Consider the following 18404-nt stretch of genomic DNA (forward strand, 5'->3'; position numbering starts at 1 on the left):
ATGACTTATCGCGTAGTGCAATGGGGCACCGGCAATGTCGGCCGCCACGCCTTGGCGGGCGTCATCGCCAACCCCGACCTCGAACTGACCGGCGTGTGGGTCTCCGGCCCCGACAAGGCCGGGATGGACGCGGGCGTCCTCGCCGGGCTGGACCGTTCCGTCGGCGTCGCCGCCACCAACGACGTCGCGGCGATCCTGGACGCTCGGCCCGACTGCGTCGTCTATTGCTCGATGACCGACAATCGGCTGCCGGAGGCGATCGAGGACCTGCGGGTGCTGCTCGCAGCGGGCATCAATGTTGTCGCGTGCGCGCCGGTGTTCTTCCAATACCCGTACGGCGTGCTGCCCGACGAGCTGCTGAAGCCGGTGCAAGAGGCTGCGGCGCAGGGAAATTCGTCGCTGTGGGTGAACGGCATCGACCCCGGATTCGCCAACGACCTGCTGCCGCTGGCACTCGCGGGAACCTGCCTGCGCATCGACCAGCTGCGCTGCATGGAGATCGTCGACTACGCCAGCTACGACAACCGCGCGGTCATGGTCGACATCATGGGCTTCGGCAAACCACTGGACGAGACGCCGATGTTGTTGCAGCCCGGGGTTCTCTCCTTGGCGTGGGGCAGCGTGGTGCGCCAGCTCGCCGCGGGCATCGGAGTGAAGCTCGACGCCGTCACCGAGAGCTACGAGCGCGTCCCCGCGCCCGAATCCTTCGACATCGCCACCGGCCACATCGCCGAAGGCACCGCCGCCGCACTACGTTTCGAGGTGCGCGGCATGGTCGGCGACCGAGTCGTCACGGTACTGGAGCACGTCACCCGCCTCCGCCCCGACCTCTGCCCCGACTGGCCCCAGCCCGCCCACCCACAAGGTTCCTACCGCGTAGAACTCACCGGCGACCCCAGCTACACAATGGATCTGGTGACCTCCAGCCCGCGCGGCGACCACAACTACGCGACGCTGCTCGCGACCGCCATGCGGATCGTGAACGCGGTGCCGGCGGTAGTCTCGGCCCCTCCGGGGATTCTGACCGCGCTGGACCTGCCGTTGATCACCGCGCCAGCGGCGAGGTGCTGATCGGCGGCCACCCGGGCAGCCCGCGGCGGCCCCGAAACCGGGACGGTTCAACCCGCATACGCCAGTGAACTGGGTGTGCCGTTCAGTTGCTCTTGTCGAGCAGCGCTGAGATCTGGTCGCCCACAGCAGGGTCGAGTGTCGCGGTAACAGCCAGGCCCAGTGCCCTGGCGAGCCTTACACCATAGAGATCGAACGCGGACTCGACCAATGCCACGAACTGGTCGAAGGCCTCGCGTGCACGGCGCCAGCCCAGGAATATCAGCACCAGCCCGGCCGCAGCGATCGGCCACCAGTAGGCACCCGCGATCACGCACAGCGACCCCCAACCCGCGGTAAGGCAGTGTCGCTGGAAGTCATTGGCGGCGTTGCTCAAATCCTCTCGTGCCCGATCGGGCAGCGTCATCCACAGCCGTGGCCAGCACACTCGCACATCGAGGTGGTAGACGCCTCGAATCAGGGCCTCGGTGGACACGAGTCGATCACCGATCCAGGTCGGGCGCTGTGGAGATACGGCAGCGATCGCGTTTCGGCGCTCCTGTGCGGCCGCGATCGCGACGAGGTCGAGGTTGCCGGCGCCGGCCGCCATCAACTTCTCGACCTTTGTGTCCCAGCGCTTCCACCGGACGCGACGGAGGTATGTCGGCAGCTTGGCCGTCCACGGCGGCCACCAGTCGCCCAACCACGCCGATTCGACGACGCCGGCAGTCGTCGAGGCGAATTGGGCGATCGCGATAGAACCCAGGAGCAGTCCCACGAGCAGGAGCCCCAGCGTGACGGCTCCTCCGGCGGCCACTCTGTCGCTGATCTGTGCGATGAAGCGTGCGGCCTCGCGCGCGCCGAATGCCTGCTGCGGCGAATCGATATGTCGATTGCGCACCGGCCAGGCCGCGACCAACGCACACAGGAACAGCAATCCTGGCAACGCCAGCAGCCGCACCCATTGCTCGGCGAGCTTTTTGACGACTTCGTCGACGAAAACGCTCATTGTGCTCGCCGGTGTCTGAGCAAGTTCGCCTGCGCCACCACGCAATACGGTTCGACGCCGGCTCGCCGCTCACCCACCCGATCACACGGTTCTTCGCGCGGGCACAAGAAGATCGTGACCGAGGCGACCGCACCGGGTGTGCCTGGCAGCTTCGGCATCCCGCCGCGCAGTGAAGAGTCCAGGTCCAGGTCACGGTAGAGCGATTCCACGGCCCCCTCGACCGGGCGACCGGCTCGCGCATCCTCCATGACGGCCATCAGTCGGGCGCGCAGATCCGGTGTCCGGCAGATCTTCTCGAGGCTTGGATAATCTCTGCACAACTGCGCGAGTCGGTTCATGACGATCTCGAATCCCAGGTCGGCCTAGCTGCGTATCGTTGGCTGCGAAGCGATCAGCATCGTATCCAGGATCGGAGCCCCGGGTGGAAGAATCCGCCATCGGTGACAGCGACTCGGTGCGCGGCGAACTGCTGCGCCTGCTGCAGCACCTCGACTCCACCACCGAGGCTTCACTTCTCGCCCCTGCCGTCGCCCGCCAGGCCGCCGACCTGGTCGAGTCGGGCGCGGACAGCGTCGACAACCTTCATGTGGCCGGACTGTTCCACTACGAGCGCGCGGTGCGCGGTCTGGACGGCACCGCGATCGATGACGCGATCGCTGTCTGGGAGCGAGCTCTGGGTCTTCTCGAGCCGCACCAGCGTGCCCCGATGCTGGCTTCGAATCTCGCGGGCGCCTATAAGTGGCGGGCCGATCACCGTGGGCGCGAGGACGATTGGACTCGCGCGGCGGATCTGCTGCGCGAGTTGCTCATGCACCTCGACGTCGGCGACGACATGTACTGGACAGTCGTTCGGAACCTGGCGACGGTGCTGCGCCGTGCCCTCCACTGGCCCGCCGAACTCGACGAACTCATCGTTCTGCTCGCCAGCGGTAGCCACGCCGTGGGCAGCGAACAAGACGACAACCGCGCGGCCTTGATCGCCAGTCTCCGAACCAGATTCGAACACCTCGGCAACGTCGACGACATCGCCGAGGCAGCCCGGGTAGCTCGCACAGCACTGTCCTCGTGCCCCGACAACGACCCCGCCTGGTCGGCGCACGCCATCGGGTTGGCATCGGCTCTCGACGACCTCGCCGATCTCGGCAACGACGAATCGCTGCGCCGCGAAGCCGAGAGCCTCGCCGCTCGCGCCATCACACGGCTCGGTACCCCGACACCCCGAACCGCGACGCTGCATCTCACTATCGCCGGCCGGTTCCGCAGCCGCGCCGAGCACACCCGCGACCTCGAGGACCTGCACCGCAGCGTGCGACTCTACCGGCAGGTACTGGCACAGCCGGTTCTCACGCGGGACGCCCGCATTGCGGCGTGGGACGGCGCCGCACAAGCCGCCGACACCGGATTCCTGCTCACCGCGGATCTCGCCTGGTTACGCAGAAGCCTCCGATGGCACCGTTGTGCGCTGCGCTACACCGATGACACCACCCGCGATCGCTGGCTGGTCGAAGGGAACTACGCGGCCTCGTTGATGCGAATGCACGACCACACCGCAGAGCTGGCCCACCTCAGCGAAGCCATCACGCTGTTCCGTGCGGTAGCCGATGATCACCGGTTGCCCGCACACCGCCGCGCGTCGGCGTGGATGAATCTGGCCAACGCGCTCGCCGTGCGATTCGTACGCACCGGCCACCGGGCCGACTCCGATGCCGCGATCGTGCACTATCGCCGCGCGATCGACGACCTGCGGGTCGCCACACCCGACCATCAGGCCCTGCCGACGTGGCTCGCGAATTTCGGTGGCGCACTGCAGGAACGCTTCCGCCGCCTCGATGACCCCAACGCACTCGGCCAAGCTGTTGGTGCCCTCGAAGACGCGTTGCGCGCTGCCGGTCCCGACCACCCCGACCGGTTCTTGATCGCCACGAACCTCGCGGCCGCGTTGTCCGAGCGCTTCGAAGCCACCGCCGACCCCGACCAGAGCGCCGACTTCGACCGTGCCACACGATTGCTCGGAGATCTCGACGCCGACCTCGATGACAACGACCCCCGCCGTCTGGGCGTGCGCCACAATCTGGTGTCGGCCTGGCGCGATCTGTTCGCCCTCACCGGTGTCGTCGATCATGCCCGCACCGCCGTGCTTTGGGGAGAACGTGCCACCTCGATCGTGGATCCTGGACATGGTGACGCCCCCACGGTGTGGGCCGCCTACGGTGACGCGCTCGGTGACCTCTACGAGGCCGAACCGGATCCGCTGGTCCTCGAGCGCGCGTTGCAGGCCTGGTCGCGGGCGACGCACTGTGCGGCAGGACCGTATTCTCCCGCCGCCCTGGCATCGGCACGGACCGCGGGATTCGTTCTGGGCCAGCTGGACCGATGGGACGAAGCCGACACCGCACACCGGTTCTGCCGCACCGTCATCGACAACCTGGTCACCGTGGCACTCGACCGTGACGACAGCGGACGGTGGCTGCGGCACGCCGAGGGACTGGCCGCCGACGCCGCCTACGCCGCGGTCAAGAACGACGACATCGCTTCCGCGGTAGAGCATTTGGAGGCGCTACGCACCGTCGCGGCACGTACCCGCCTGCAGTTGACGCCGCCCGATACCGATCTGCTGGCCCAGCGCGCACCCACGTTGCTGCACGCCCTCACCGACAACGCCGCACGCCTGTCGAACCCGCACAATTCTGTCGACGACCGAGAAGCGCTCGCTCGGCAGCGCCGAGACCTCTTGCACCGCATCCGCGATATCGACGGCCTCCAACGATTCCTTCTTCCTCCGGACTATCACGAGCTGGCCACCATCGTGGGCGATGAAATCGTTTGCTACGTCGCGGTATCGTCGTTCGGTGGCCTGGCGATCGCACTGAACTGCGAGGGCCCGCCGGTCGCCGTGGTAGCCGACGGGATCGTGCGGGCCGAAGCCACCATGATGGCCCAGCAGTTGGCCGATGCGACCGCCGCCGACACACTCACCCTCGCCGCTACCGTCGCCGAGGTCTGCGATTGGCTCGGGCACCGGGTGCTGCCCACCATCGAGGCCGCGCTACGTGCCGCGACCCCACCGCCGAGCAAATGTCTGCGTCTGATCCCGGTCGGTGCCCTGGCACTGCTGCCATTGCACGCCGGAAACCGGAGCGACGCGGAAACTGTCGAGTTGCCGCTGCTCGAGTGGGAAACCACCTACCTGCTCTCGCTGACCGATCTTCGACGGTGCCGCGAGCACGCGGACCGGACCGTGGAATCGGTGGTTGTCGTTCCCCACCCACAGCTCGAGCATGCCGAGCGTGACATCACCGCTGTACGTGGGGCGTTCGCGCACGCCGTTGTCCTCGAACCCGACGACGCGGTGGCCCGCTCGATCGAAGCCGAGTGGATCCACACGGCCACCCACGGTGTCTATGACCCACACAGTCCGCTCGACAGCGCCCTCACCCTCGACGCCACCGCACGAATCCGCGTCCGCGATATCCTCGCCGGCGGTGTGCGTCCACGTCGCGCCGCCGTCCTGGCCGCGTGCTCGTCCGGGACTCCGGGCATCACACTTCCCGATGAAATCGTCAGTCTCCCAGGAGCGTTGCTCGAAATCGGATTCGCCGGAGTAGCGTGCGCCTTGTGGCCAGTGCCCGACGCGGCCAGTTCCGAACATACCGGTGCCTTCTACAGGCGGCTCGCCGGTGGCACCGCCGATCCCGCCACCGCGTGGGCACACGCCACCGACTGTCTACGCCGAAGCCGTGGCGCGGACTGGCAATGGGCTGGGTACGTCTTCTGGGGGCTGTGAGAACGTACCGACCGCCCAGCCTCGAATCGCCGAATGCCTTGTGCTGCTGTGGTTTACCGAATTGCTTCTTTCCGGCGCGCGTATCGTTGTGGTGAATACGACTCGGTAGGGGGATGGGCAGTGTCGCCGGAGATGAATTCTGACACCGGCGGTGTCGAACGCCGATCGCTCCTCGATGCAATCGAAACCGCGCGAGACCGCAGCGCGGTCGTCGTGCTCCATGGAGCGGCCGGAACCGGCAAGACCGTCCTCGCGCAGCAATACACACGTCGATGCATGAACAACACGCGCGTCGGTGCGGATCACGTCATCTGGCATTCGATCGAAAACCCTACCGGCGGCGACGATCTGGGACAGATCATCACCCACATCGGCCGACGGAGCTATAGCCTCGCGTTCGCCGGACTCAGCATGCGCCAGCGCACCGCCGCAGTGACCATCCTGCTGCGCCAGCGCCGAACACTAGTGATTCTCGACGGGTTCGAAGGCCTCGGTGTCGATCCCGAAGCCCCCCACCCCGATCACCTCGCCTTGCGCGCATTCCTGGCCGATCTCGCGACCGCGCAGGCCACCGTGCTGATTACCAGCCATCACCGCGAGCACTGGCTCGGCACCGCGGTCGAGCGGGTGCATGTTCCCGGATTCACCGTCGCCGAGGCGCGCGCGTACCTCGCGAGACTTCGCGCGGACGACCGCCAACCCGAACCTGTTGGATGGGAGGGACTGGTCCACCACTGCGAGGGAAACCCCCTCGCGCTCCGGCTGCTCGCGGCGCAATTGCCGCACACACCGGCCGAACGCATTCTCGACGAGATCCGCTCGGGCGCATCGCACACGGTCGAGGACTCTGTCCCCGCATGCGCGGAGTTCGCCGCTCACCGGCTACCCGAATTCAGTCGTCGGCTTCTAAGCCTGGCGCGCCTGGTCGACGATGTCCTCGACGCGGATCTGATGTCTGTGTTCAGCGCATCCGATTCTCGGCTACCCACCGTGTTTCGCGGTATCGGCACCGATGCGTGGCTGACTGCTCTCGATGAGGCCGTCCGTGCCGGATTCGCGACCGAACTCGAGGCCCGGCTGTTCAGCATCCACCCCGCGCTGTCGGCCTTCTTCGACCAGAAGCGCGACTCGGCGACCGTCGATCACCGGCATGATCAGCGCACCATCGTCGAATACGCCCTGATGCATACCTACGCCTACGTTGCAGGCGAGCTGGCCCAGGGAATCGCCGACGACGGCGCGGAGATCCACTACTACCTGCTCGACGCACACCAGCGGACGTTTCGGCGGTATCTGGACTACGCGCTCGATCACCATCACTGGAATCACGCAGCACATCTTCTGCAGGCACTGACACTGCACTGGAGACACGAGCAACGCGGTGAACAAGCACGAGTGTGGATCGCACGCACTCTGTCGGCCGTGCATCCCGAGGGTAACGATCCTCCGCCCCTGGACACGGACAAGGGTCGGCTGTGGCTGTCATCGATGGTCGCCGATATCGAATGGTGTATCGCCACAGCGGACTTCGACATCGCCTGTGCCCGGTCGATCGTCGTGCGCGACACCGTGATGCTCGAGCCCGGCAGCCCGACCAAGCAGAACTACCTCGCCGCCGTCCACCACCTGATCGACACCATCGCACACACCCGCCGCGATCAGTTCGGAGCCGAGCAGAGCTCCGACAGATTCGGCACACCCGAAACCCCCGCGCACACCACACTGGCCGTGCACTTGTCGGCGCAGCTGATCGGGCGTTACGAGACCAGTCGTGAACCCGCTGAACTCCACGTCGCGATCGCGTTGCTACGCAATGTGATCGCCGACAGCGCTGCGGGACCGAGTCGCGGTCGACAACTGATGCTGCTGAGCTCAGCACTGGCTTCTCTGTTCTTCCACACACGCCATGTACCGCTGCTACACGAGGCGGTGGAACACAGCCGGCGAGCCGTCGCCGAACTACCCGACAACACGCTAGACCAGTGCTTTGCCTTGGCGATCCACGGCAGAAACCTGAAGAACCACGCCGAACAGACTCGACAGATCTCGTTGCTCGAGGAAGCCGTAGAAACCATCCGTGTCGCGGTGTCGCAAGCTGATCGGCAGGCTGCCTCGCCAATGGTCGCGATGATGGCGAGGACGGACCTCGCGAAGGCCTTGCGGGCGCTGTTCACTCTTACTCAGGCCAAAGACACAGCACTGCTCCAGGAAGCAATCACGGTCAGCCGCCGGATCATGGCCACCAGCCACCACGACCACCCCGATCACCCCACTCATGTGTTGTTGTCGTGTTCCCTGCTGACGCTGCACTTCGAACGCACCGGGCACCATCCCAGCCTCGACGAGGCGATCCGAACGATCCGTCGTGCGTTGTCGATCACCTCCCCGACCCACCGTGACCGAGCCGCGCTGCTCGGCACCTTGGCCGAGGCGCGCCAGCTGGAATACGAGTCCAGGGGCAATCTCTCGGCTCTGACCGCGGCGCTCGGCAACAGCCGCGAGGCGGTGTCTACCGCCGCCGACGACGACCCCGGCCGGTACCGGTACTCGAGCCTGGTGGTGACTTCGCTGCTGCGCCTCTACGAGCGGGCACCGCGCAGCATCCCCATCGACGATGCCATCGACGCGGCCCGGCGCGCGGTTCCGGTGGATGCTCCACACAACCGTGCCGATCGCGCTGTGGCACTGCACAATCTCGGACTCGGACTGCAACACAAATACGCGCACGAAAGACACTGGCACGATCTCGCCGAGGCCATCGATTGCGCACGAGAAGCACTCGCCGCGACCACACCCGAGGAGTCGGTGATCGCACCGCGACTCAATACCCTCGGCATGGCATTGAGTCGAGCGTTCCGGCACACCGCGGACCCGTCCTACCTACACGAGGCCGTGGAGTGTGGTCGTGCGGCCACAGCGGCCATCGCCGCCGACCATCCCTACCACCTCGGATACCAACTGAACCTGGCCACTTCCCTCGACCTGCTGTACGACTACTCTCCCTCCCCGGCATTGCTGCACGAACTTCGCCAGAGATTGTCGTTGGTCGCCCAGGGCGCGACCACACCCGCACCACTGCGCATGCAGGCTTTCCTGCGGCTCGGGTCAGCCGATATCCGGGCCGAGGACCACGCCTCTGCGCTGCGCGCGGCCGAAGCCGCGGTGGGATTGCTTCCCCAACTCGCCCCCCGCGAATGGTCACGCCTCGACCGTGAATACAGCCTCGCGGGATCGACCGGCATGACCTCGCAAGTCGCCGCCATCACCGTCGCCGCCGGACAGCCCGAACGAGCCGTCGAATTGATCGAGCAAAGCCGTGGCTTGTTCACCAACGAAGTCATCGACGACCGCCGAGTATTCGGCGAACTGCATCGCATCGCACCCGAACTCGGTATCGAGTTCGACCGCCTTCGCCACGAACTCGCCGCGCCGGATCACCACTCACCCAACTCGACTCGACTCGACCCGTCTCTATCCGACCGGTGGTCGGCGCTGCTCGCGCGTATCCGCGCGACAGCGGGTCTCGACGACTTCTTGACACCACCCACCATCGACTGGCTGAGGCACCACGCCGGGCAAGGTCCGATCGTCCTCGTCTACAGCAGCACCGACCATGGCGCGGCACTGATCGTCTCCGACACATCCGAGAACCCGGTCGCGGTGGTCACGCTACCGGCACTGACCGACGACGTCGTGCACCAGCAGATCATCAAGCTGTGGCAGGGGCTACTCGCCACGGAAGACGGCGCGGATCTCGCGGCCGTTCTCGACGCCCAGCAGCATCTGCACGAGGTCCTGGAGTGGCTGTGGGACACCGTCACCGCACCCGTACTCACCCATCTCGGTACGACAGCCGAACCGGATCCACGCACCAGAATCTGGTGGTCACCGATCGGGGCACTGCAAGAACTGCCCCTGCACGCCGCCGGTTACCACACCCACCCCGGACACCGGACGGTGCTCGATCATGTCGTCAGTTCCTACACACCCACCATTCGTGCTCTCGACTACGCACGCACCCGGCCCGCACCGTCGAACACCCCGGCCGACTCCACACTGATCGTGACGATGCCCGACACCCCCGAGGCCGAGCCGTTGCGCTGGGTTGACCAGGAAAGGAAAGCCCTCGGACAACTCCTTCCACACCACATCTCTTTGAACGGCCCACAAGCCACGCACCATACTGTCGTCGACGCCCTGACTCGGCATCGAATCGTGCACTTCGCCTGTCACGCCGAACCCGACTTCGTCAATCCCGCGGCCAGCCGGTTGCTACTGCACGACCATGCCGAGACCCCGCTCACCGTGGCCGAGCTCGGGCAACTGGACCTGCCCGACGCGGAACTCGCCTATCTTTCCGCATGTGCCACCAGCCAAACCAGCGCGCAGCTGATCGACGAAACGATCCAACTGTCCGCTGCTATCCACCTTGCCGGATTCCGGCACGTCATCGGCACACTCTGGTACATCGGCGACAAAGCCGCAGCCGAACTCGCAACGGAGTTCTACCACCACCTGACCGCCAACGGCACAGAACCACCGGACACCGCCGGTGCCGCCACCGCCCTCAACCACGCCGTCCGCCGCCAACGCGAGCGCGACCTCTTCTTCCCCTCCCGGTGGGCAGCACATCATCACTACGGGATTTGAATTCGACACTCCTGGCGTCGTTTTCGGCGACGCCACCAATGTGCAAAATGATCTGCCTGTCGACCGACGTACTCGGCGTGATAGTCGTCGCGGTCGATCGCGATCAACGAAGGCTTGTGGGAAAGTTCTCCTGGAAGAATTACTTCCCCGAGCACAGGAAGACGATTGCCGGAGACCGGGACGATCCGCGAAGTCGTGGTGGATGAACGAAGTCAGGAAACCTGGTTCGTCCACCTGAAGTTCCGCAGAGTTCGACGATCAATTGCCGAGGGTGTGGGCGAGCTGGTCGGCGACGGCGCTCATGCCCGCCGTGTTCGGGTGGTAGGAGCTGGCGATGGTGGCGATGAGACCGACGTCTGGTGCGTCCGAGTCGAGGGGGCTGTTGAAGCCGTAGGTCCAGGGGGTCGCGGCGCAGGCATGGTGGTCGTCGGCGTTCGGAGCCGCCACGGTCGTCGCGCCGGTCTCGAGGGCAGCGGCGCGGGACGCGGCGACCAGGCCTTCGTAGACGCGTCGCGCGGCTTTCGCATCCGATTGGGAGAGGGGCACTTTCGCGCAGACCGTGGCGTCACGATCCATAACGGGCAGGTATTCGACGAGCAGGATGGTCGCGTCCGGCGCTTTCCACTGGACGGCGCGCACGACATCGGCGATCGATCCTTGTACCCGTTCGAAATCGGCTGCGGTGGGCTCGGCGGAATCGCCGAGGACGCTCGCGCAAAGCTCCGAGGCGAGGAAGGAGACGGCGGGGAGCGCGCCGACGAGACCTGGACCGCAGCTGCGCGCGATCATGCCGCCGATCAGGCCGAGGTCGTTGCCGCCGACGGTGATCGTGACCAGTTCGGTGTCCGGTGTGACCGCGCCGATCTGCGGCGGCATCACCGGCCCGCTGGGCAGGCGCTGGGGCTCGTCCAGGACGTTGGCGGTTGTGGCGCCGGAACAGGTGACGTCGACTAGCTCCAGGCCGAGCGTTTCGGCGAGTTGTCCGGGGTAGCCGCGGGCCGAGCGCAGGCATCCCTCGTCGAGCACCGGCGTGATCCCGGGACCGGCGGCGTACGAGGCGCCCAGCGCGACGTAGCGTGCCCCGGCGTCTACCGGCTCGGCGTGCGCGGGGCCGATGCCGGTGGTGGCGCTCAGTGCCGCCGCGGCGGCGACCGAGGCGGCGAACCGCGAAAGACCCCTTCGCGCTTCAAGGTTCCCCGCGGCCGCGTTCCTGCGGCCGACCTCGAAACGTACCGGTGAGATCGAGCCCCGACGAGGTGCACTGCTATCGCTCATGAGCTCAGACTCTAAGCGCGCTGTCGGCTGTGCGCGGGTCTCGGACTTCTCGTTTGGTTGTGTTCCGGCCTTGGTTGTCGGGTCCGGCTGTACTTCGCCCTGGACGTCGCGTCCGGCTGCGCCACGCCTTGGACGCCACGTACGGCCGGGGAAGTAGGCGGTGGACTCGTGTGCGCCGCCCCGGCATGGGATCGAGTCCGCCTCGCGGCGATACGCTCAAATGACCAGCGCCTCGAGCGCACGATCCACGTCACTCTCGTCGTTGTAGAGGTGAAACGCGAACCGCAACGCCCGCGCCCTGGCCGACACGACGACATCCGCCCTCTCCAACCGCGGCGCGAGATCGGCGGCGCCGGGAACCACGACGATCGCCGAACGACCCGGCCCCGGTTCCCGGCCGAGCTCGGCGAGGCCCGCACGGAAACGGTCGGCCAGATCCAGGTTGTGCGCGTTGATCTTCTCGACGGTCAGCTCCTCGATCAGGCTCAGACCGGCGGACGCGGCGACGACGCCCAGCCAGTCGGGTGTCGCGTCGAAGCGGCGTGTCGTGGCGGCCAGCGCGCGTGGATCGTAGAGTTCGGCCCATCGGTCCTCGGCCGCGTACCAGCTCGGTCCGATCGGACGCACGTCGGCGGCGGCCTCGGGTGTGGCGGCGAAGAACGCTGTGCTGCGCGCGCCGATCAGCCATTTGAAGGTCGCGCAGACCCAGTAGTCGGCGTCGGCGAAATTCAGCGGTAGCCAACCGGCGGCCTGGGTGGCGTCGACCAGCAGCCGGGCGCCGTTGGCCGCGGTGGCGGCACGGAGTTCGGTTAGATCGGTGATCCGGCCGTCGGCGGACTGCACGGCGCTGACCGCCACGAGCGCGGTCTCTGGTCGCACCTGCGCGGCCAGCTCCGCCAGCGGAACCACCCGCACCGCCAGATCGCCGCGATGCACGAAAGCCATGGACACCGAGGCGAATTCGCCCGTCGCGAGCAACACCTCCGCGCCGGGTGGCAGCGCGGCGGCCACCGGACCGACGAGCCCCGCGACGCCGCTGCCGAGCGCGATGTGGTCCGGGTGCGCGCCCGTCAGCAGCCTGGCCAACTTCGCGCGCAATTCCGGCACCAGCGCGTCGTCGGTCATCGGGCCGCCCCTTCCCGCAGCCCAGCGGGCGTTGGCCTCGGCTGTCGCGGTCAGCGCCCGCCGGGAAGGCAGTCCGTACGAGGCGGTGTTGAGATAGGTGGTCTCGGAACGGAATTCATCGGGCGCTAACGAGGACATGTTGTGCAGCATGCGACGGCGATTCCATTCCGTCCAGCGCCAGCAGCCCGAAAGTGGACCGTTCTGTGCGAGGGAGCTTCAATGCCCGTCAACGAGTAGTGCCCGCCGCGGCTCGTTGCACAGTCGGCCTGGGAGGCGTTCGGGCGCGAGGATCGCCGTGTGCCGCGCCCTGGTCTCGGCCGGACCGAGGCGGGCGAGCGGCGTCTCGCGGATCAGGTCGTGGGCGAAGGCGTAGCGGTCCTCGTCGTTGGTCATGAGCCGAGCCCGCGCGGCGGTCGCCAACAGGTCGGTGGAATCGGCGCGGCCGGTGGTGGCGGCGAGGGCCGGAGCGGTGAACTCGCGACCGAGCAGCGCCGCGGTGGTCAGCGCGTCGACCGCCGCCCACCGTTTCCCGCAGCAGCGACCGCCGGATGGTCCCGGCCGATCAGCGGGATAGCGGGCACAAGTCGCCTCTTCGATGGTCTCCGACGAGACTATCCGCGTGGACCGACCGGGCGAGGCGGACTCAGCTCGGGAAGGCGCCCGCGCCGGGGGCCGCGCCGGTGGCGATGGGCGATCCGCTGGGCCGCAGCGCGGCCGCGTCGAACGGGATCACCGAGCTCGGCCGGTTGCTCGCCCGCACGAGGGGCTGAAGCAGCGAGGCCGGATCGAACCCGGCGATAGGGGAGACGACCGGTGCGGACTGCGGCCCGAGGCTGCCCACGTAGAGCTTGGTGCCGTCGGCGGTGAAGCCGACCGAGACCGGCGCGTCCACCGGGACCGTGCCCGTCACGCGATCGGCCGCCACGTCGACGACCTGGACCGCGTTCGCGCCCGGCGTGGCCACCAGCAGCCGATCGCCGTCCGGACTGAACGCACCCGAGACCGGGGCGCTGCCCGCCGGGAGCGCGATGGCGCCGAGCCGCTGCCAGGACGCCGTGTCGATCACCGAGACGTTGTCGCCGAGCGCGTTCATCGCGTACAGCTTGCGGCCGTCGGGGGATACCGCGGCGAAGGCGGGCACCGAGCCGTCGATCTGAATGCGTTCGCCGAGCTGGAATCCGCTCTCGGGGTCGAACGCGGCCGCGGTCGAGTCGGCGAACACCGCGTAGAGGCGTTCACCGTCCGGCGCGATGGCGGCGGCGAGCGCGAGCGACGGCAGCGGCATCGACCGGACCAGGGTGTTGGATGTCGTGCTCAGCACGTCGATGGACGGGCGGGCGGTGACGACGTAGACGAGGTCCCGGACCGGATCGGTGATCGGTCGCGTCATGCCGTCGGTGCCGCTGATCGGGATGCGGGCGGTAACGCTGTCGGTGGCGCGGTCGATGACAGCTATGTCGTCGGCGCCGATGAACGGTGGGTTGAACGCCTGAACGTAGAGGTGCTGTCCGTCCCGCGAGGCCGTCACCGCGGAGGCCTGCGGTCCGACTCCTTCGACTCGGCCCACGATCCGGTCGGTCGAGGTGTCGACCACGACCACCGTGCCCTCGCCCGCCACCGGGATGTAGGCCAGCGGCCCGGTATCGGCGGCCCCGGCGGTCGGCGCGAGCAGCGACAGAGCGGCTGCGGCGAGCGCCAACGCGCGCGACGATCGCCGCCGGAACCGGTTTGCCATCGTGGGACCTTTCTGGTGGGTATCCGAACGGACTATTCCGCGTAATCGCCGCCGCCGCAAGCGGTTGCCGCGCTACCGGGGCGTATTGGTCCGGATTTCGCGTGTTCCGGTGTTGTTCGGAGGCGCCTCAGGCCTTGTCGGCCCACATGTTGCTGAGCAGTCGGTGACTCGGTGTGTCGGCGAGCGACTGGCTCGACTCGTAGATCCGCCGGTAGCCGGTCTCGGTGATGCGCCACCGCCCGTCGGCGTCGCGGCGGTAGCGATCGGAGTAATACCCCGCGCCGCGGATCAACACACCGTATTCGGTGGCGATGACGGTGTCCTCGAAGGCCCACGAGCCGGTCGCGGTGTCGGCGTCGACGGTGATCTCGGGATGGTTGGCGATGTGCACGGTGAGGATCGCTGGTCCGACGTTCTGGCGCATGAAGTCGGTGATCGCTTCGCGGCCGTCCAGGACGAGCGGCTCGCCGAGCGCGTGCGTGCCGTACCGCCCGACCGCGTCGACGGCGAGGGTGTCGGCGAACTCCGCCCAGAGCTTGAGATCCAAGGTCCGGAAGTACCGGTACTTCAGCTGGCGCACGGCTTCGACGGCGGCGAGATCCATCCGCTCAGCCTGGCACGACACGACCGGCTGGACAAGAACGTGTTCTCATTCGTGGCCGGGGTGATTCCCGCTCCCCGAATGGGTAACCGACATGCGGGTGCGGAACCGATCCACGCCCACTGCCGTGCACATCCCCGTCACGAGGAGGAGCCGTGACCGAGACGCCCGTGCCCGCCGATCGCCCCGCCGAACCGTCGGTCGACCAGCGGCATGCGCTGCAGACCGCCGCGGCCCGCCTGGAGAAGGAGTTCGAAGGCGTCGCGCCCGACGCCGCCATCGAGCAGTTCCTCCAAGCCGCCTACGACCACATCGCCGACGACGCCACCTTCGACAACTTCCTGCCCCTGCTCGCCGAGCGCTACACCCGGGAATGGCTGCAGGCGTTGGCCGAAGCCAAATCCTCGGCGTAGGTCACGCTCGTAGCCGAGCGGCCAACCCCGCGACGCCGGGACCAGTCAGCCGGTCCAAGGCCGCTTCGCGTCCGGTCGCGAGCAGCAGCAGCGCGGAGACCGGTCCGGCGACTTCCGGTCCCGCGCCCGCGTGCCAGCCGGTGTCGGTCGCGGTGAGGCGGTAGCCGGACAGCTTCCGTCGCGCATGGAACGGCCAACCCATCGTCCACACCCGGTCCAGCGAGAAGCGCGCGGCGGCTACGGGCATCTCCCGGTGCAGGTCGAGCGGGACGGCGATGTCTTGGCCGTGCACCAACAGGTCCATGAGGCGGTCGGCGGGAGTCGTGCCGACCGGGGTGAAGCGGAAATCGATGGTGCCGCGGAGTTCGGCGAGCAAGTCCTGCGGGCTCGACCTGTCGGCGAACCGGACGGCGGTGTCGTGTGTCAGGCGGTTGATGTCGCCGCGGGCACGGACCAAGTTCACCAGAAGCGCGCCGAGGGTCGCGCTGCTGGACAGCACCACGTGCGCCACGACGTCCGCGACCCGCCATCCCGCGCACAGCGATGGTCGCTGCCACGCGGATTCCGGTAGCGCCGTGAGCATTTCGGCCAGTTCGGTGCGCTCGCGGGCGACGGCGCGCCAGATGTCCTCCGTCATCGTTCTCTCCTTCCGTACGGGTCCGGGATTCGGCCCGGGCGTACGGTAGGAACTCCAGTCGGGTGGAGGTTCAAGGGACTGTGAGCGGAGACACACGGCGGCGTGAGATCGGTATCGGCGAATTGGCCGAAGCGACGGGGCTTTCCGTGCGCACGGTCCGGTTCTACAGCGACGAGGGGCTGGTGGATGCGCGACGCAGCGCGGGTGGTCATCGGCTGTTCGAGGCGGGCGCGGCGATCGAGCGGGTGACGACGATCCGCAGGCTGCGTGCGCTCGGGCTGGGGCTCGAGGCCATCGGCGCTGTCTTGAACGGACGCCGGTCGTTGGACGATGCGGTGGCCGAGGAGCGGGACGTCGTGGAGCGTTCGTTTCGCGAACTATCTTGGCGGCGTGCGTCTTTGCGTGCGGTCGAGGCGGCGGCTCCCGGTGAGCGGGAGGCGACGCTCGCGATGCTGGCGGGCGCCGCGGACGGCGGGACCGCCCACGACGCGCTGGTGCGTTTCTGGCGTGGAATTCTCGCTCCGATGGCGGTGGAGCAGTTCGACGGGCTCGTGTCGATGGATATCCCGCCGCCGCCCGTCGATCCGGGGGTGGAGCAGGTACTCGCCTATGCCGAGATGACCACGCTGGTCGCGGACCCCGCGCTGTATAGAGCTGTGCGGCAACAGATCTGGCGCACAGGTCCCGTGCGCGACCGGCGCGGGCTGCTGGACGGAGTCGGGGAAGCGTGTGGTGCGGTGATCGCGGTGCTGACCGCCGGAGATCGTCCGCGCCCGGGCGCCGAAATCGACCGATTCGTCGCCGCCCACGCCGAGGCGCGCGATGTGTGCGACACCCTGGCTTTTCGGCGGCAGTTGCTCGTCGGCGCCACGGACGCGGATCAGCGCATCGACCGGTACTGGGCGCTGACCGAAACGGTGACCGGCACACCGATAAGCACTGGGCGCGCGCATGGTTGGCTGTTCGAGGCGCTCCGTCAATCGGTGTCCACCGACGGGTGGGCGTGCCCGACCGATGGTTCGTGACAGACGGACGGAAGCGGATCCGCGCCGCTGATTCCATTCGGCACCATCATTGGGTGATCGCGCCAACAACGCCCGCACCAGCGGCTCGAGCTCACCCTCGACGCGAGCGGATGGCGCGGGGTACGAGCGGGGGCGGGGTCGACCGGTGACCGTGGCCAGGGCTTCGGCGAGTTCGATGCCGGAGTCGTGTGGGTGACGGTGGCTTCGAGACTCGAGGAGCCCGGTCATCGGCAGCGCCGAGATCGGCCGACGGGCCTCGGAGGGGAACCCGAGCAGCGTCTGGGCCACCGCGGCGCACACTGGCGCGCGGACGGTCAGCGCCGCCGTCCTGCCCGTCTATCGGGGTACTGCTAACTCGTGGTCAATCTTCGCCACCGGTGCGGCCGGAAGGGGCTCGATGTCGTTTGTCGAACGACGGTCGACGACCCTTCGCCTATGCGCGCCAAAGACTTCGGGTCCACTTGCCTGGCAACTCCGGCTACTGGTCCGTTGTCCATCAACGCATTCGGGGCTACATCCGGTGTTGTCCGCGGGGCGCGCGCACGCTGATGAGCGGCGGTAGGTGACTTCGAGCCCTTCGTCGGCCTCCCCCATGCCGCCTCTCCTGGCCGCACTGTTCGAACAGGGTCCATTCGGATCGGAATTGTAGATCCGAGTCGAAAATCGTTGTGTGCCAGATCGAATGGTTCCCACCGCCCAACCGCGCCCTGCGATGGATGATTCAAGATTTGACTACACGGCGAACTGGCGAGACCCGAAACCCTCTCTGTCCGAGACGATTTGAGCTAATCGGCAGCGACTCTGCGCTGCGGGCGACTGGTCCGGAGCCGGCGACCCATCGAAAGACGCGCTCACGGTACGACTCTCGCGCAGTCTTTCGAACGCGAATCTCGAACCTCAGCAAACATCATTCGCTGAGCAATCAGCTACCAGTCGGTAACTTTGGTTAATTTTGTGCATGCCCATAGCAATTGACGTCAAACCAGGGTCGTCGTATGTTGCTCGTCACAACTTTGGCGTGATGTTGGTTGGCGGCACATATGGCGGATGATGGGTATGGCCTACGGGCCCTACTGACGCGGGCACTACGTCGGATTCAGGAG

General features: G+C 67.3%; 12 protein-coding genes. 5 read left to right on the top strand and 7 right to left on the bottom strand.

Going from position 1 to position 18404, the window contains the following annotated elements; genetic code table 11:
• Window positions 1–1071, top strand: coding sequence for an NAD(P)H-dependent amine dehydrogenase family protein (locus T333_RS21945; RefSeq protein WP_496425667.1), 1071 nt, complete (start codon window positions 1–3; stop codon window positions 1069–1071).
• Between the two features lie 82 nt (window positions 1072–1153).
• On the opposite strand, the gene T333_RS21950 is transcribed toward T333_RS21945, so the two are convergent.
• Window positions 1154–2056, bottom strand: coding sequence for a hypothetical protein (locus T333_RS21950; RefSeq protein ID WP_496425668.1), 903 nt, complete (start codon window positions 2054–2056; stop codon window positions 1154–1156).
• Window positions 2057–2477: 421 nt separating this feature from the next.
• Between T333_RS21950 and T333_RS21955 the strand changes: the two genes are divergently transcribed.
• Both T333_RS21955 and T333_RS21960 read left to right on the top strand, forming a co-directional pair.
• On the top strand, window positions 2478–5840 hold the full coding sequence (locus T333_RS21955) for a CHAT domain-containing protein (protein WP_496425669.1): 3363 nt from the start codon (window positions 2478–2480) through the stop codon (window positions 5838–5840).
• Window positions 5841–5972: 132 nt separating this feature from the next.
• Window positions 5973–10490, top strand: coding sequence for a CHAT domain-containing protein (locus tag T333_RS21960; RefSeq protein WP_496425670.1), 4518 nt, complete (start codon window positions 5973–5975; stop codon window positions 10488–10490).
• A 258-nt stretch (window positions 10491–10748) separates the two neighbouring features.
• On the opposite strand, the gene T333_RS21965 is transcribed toward T333_RS21960, so the two are convergent.
• The 5 genes from T333_RS21965 to T333_RS21985 form a co-directional block, all read right to left on the bottom strand.
• Window positions 10749–11765 (bottom strand): SGNH/GDSL hydrolase family protein, encoded by a 1017-nt coding sequence (locus tag T333_RS21965; protein WP_496425671.1) that lies wholly within the window; start codon window positions 11763–11765, stop codon window positions 10749–10751.
• 216 nt (window positions 11766–11981) lie between these two features.
• Complete coding sequence (locus tag T333_RS21970) at window positions 11982–13028, bottom strand: aminotransferase class V-fold PLP-dependent enzyme (protein WP_496425672.1); 1047 nt, start codon at window positions 13026–13028, stop codon at window positions 11982–11984.
• A 78-nt stretch (window positions 13029–13106) separates the two neighbouring features.
• Window positions 13107–13283, bottom strand: a complete 177-nt coding sequence (locus tag T333_RS21975) for a hypothetical protein (protein ID WP_496425673.1) — start codon at window positions 13281–13283, stop codon at window positions 13107–13109.
• A 250-nt stretch (window positions 13284–13533) separates the two neighbouring features.
• Window positions 13534–14625: a YncE family protein gene (locus T333_RS21980; protein WP_355002782.1), complete on the bottom strand. Its 1092-nt coding sequence runs from the start codon at window positions 14623–14625 to the stop codon at window positions 13534–13536.
• Window positions 14626–14752: 127 nt separating this feature from the next.
• A complete protein-coding gene (locus tag T333_RS21985; RefSeq protein ID WP_355002781.1) occupies window positions 14753–15229 on the bottom strand; it encodes a nuclear transport factor 2 family protein in 477 nt (158 codons plus the stop codon).
• A gap of 152 nt (window positions 15230–15381) precedes the next feature.
• Here T333_RS21985 and T333_RS21990 point away from each other — a divergent pair, with 152 nt between their 5' ends.
• On the top strand, window positions 15382–15639 hold the full coding sequence (locus T333_RS21990; RefSeq protein WP_355002780.1) for a three-helix bundle dimerization domain-containing protein: 258 nt from the start codon (window positions 15382–15384) through the stop codon (window positions 15637–15639).
• Between the two features lies 1 nt (window position 15640).
• Here T333_RS21990 and T333_RS21995 read toward each other — a convergent pair whose 3' ends face one another.
• Window positions 15641–16276: a maleylpyruvate isomerase family mycothiol-dependent enzyme gene (locus T333_RS21995; protein ID WP_496425674.1), complete on the bottom strand. Its 636-nt coding sequence runs from the start codon at window positions 16274–16276 to the stop codon at window positions 15641–15643.
• 80 nt (window positions 16277–16356) lie between these two features.
• On the opposite strand from T333_RS21995, the gene T333_RS22000 reads away from it, so the two are divergent.
• A complete protein-coding gene (locus T333_RS22000) occupies window positions 16357–17301 on the top strand; it encodes a MerR family transcriptional regulator (RefSeq protein ID WP_496425675.1) in 945 nt (314 codons plus the stop codon).
• The last annotated feature ends 1103 nt before the right edge of the window (window positions 17302–18404 follow it).

This window comes from Nocardia sp. CNS-044 (assembly GCF_059570515.1).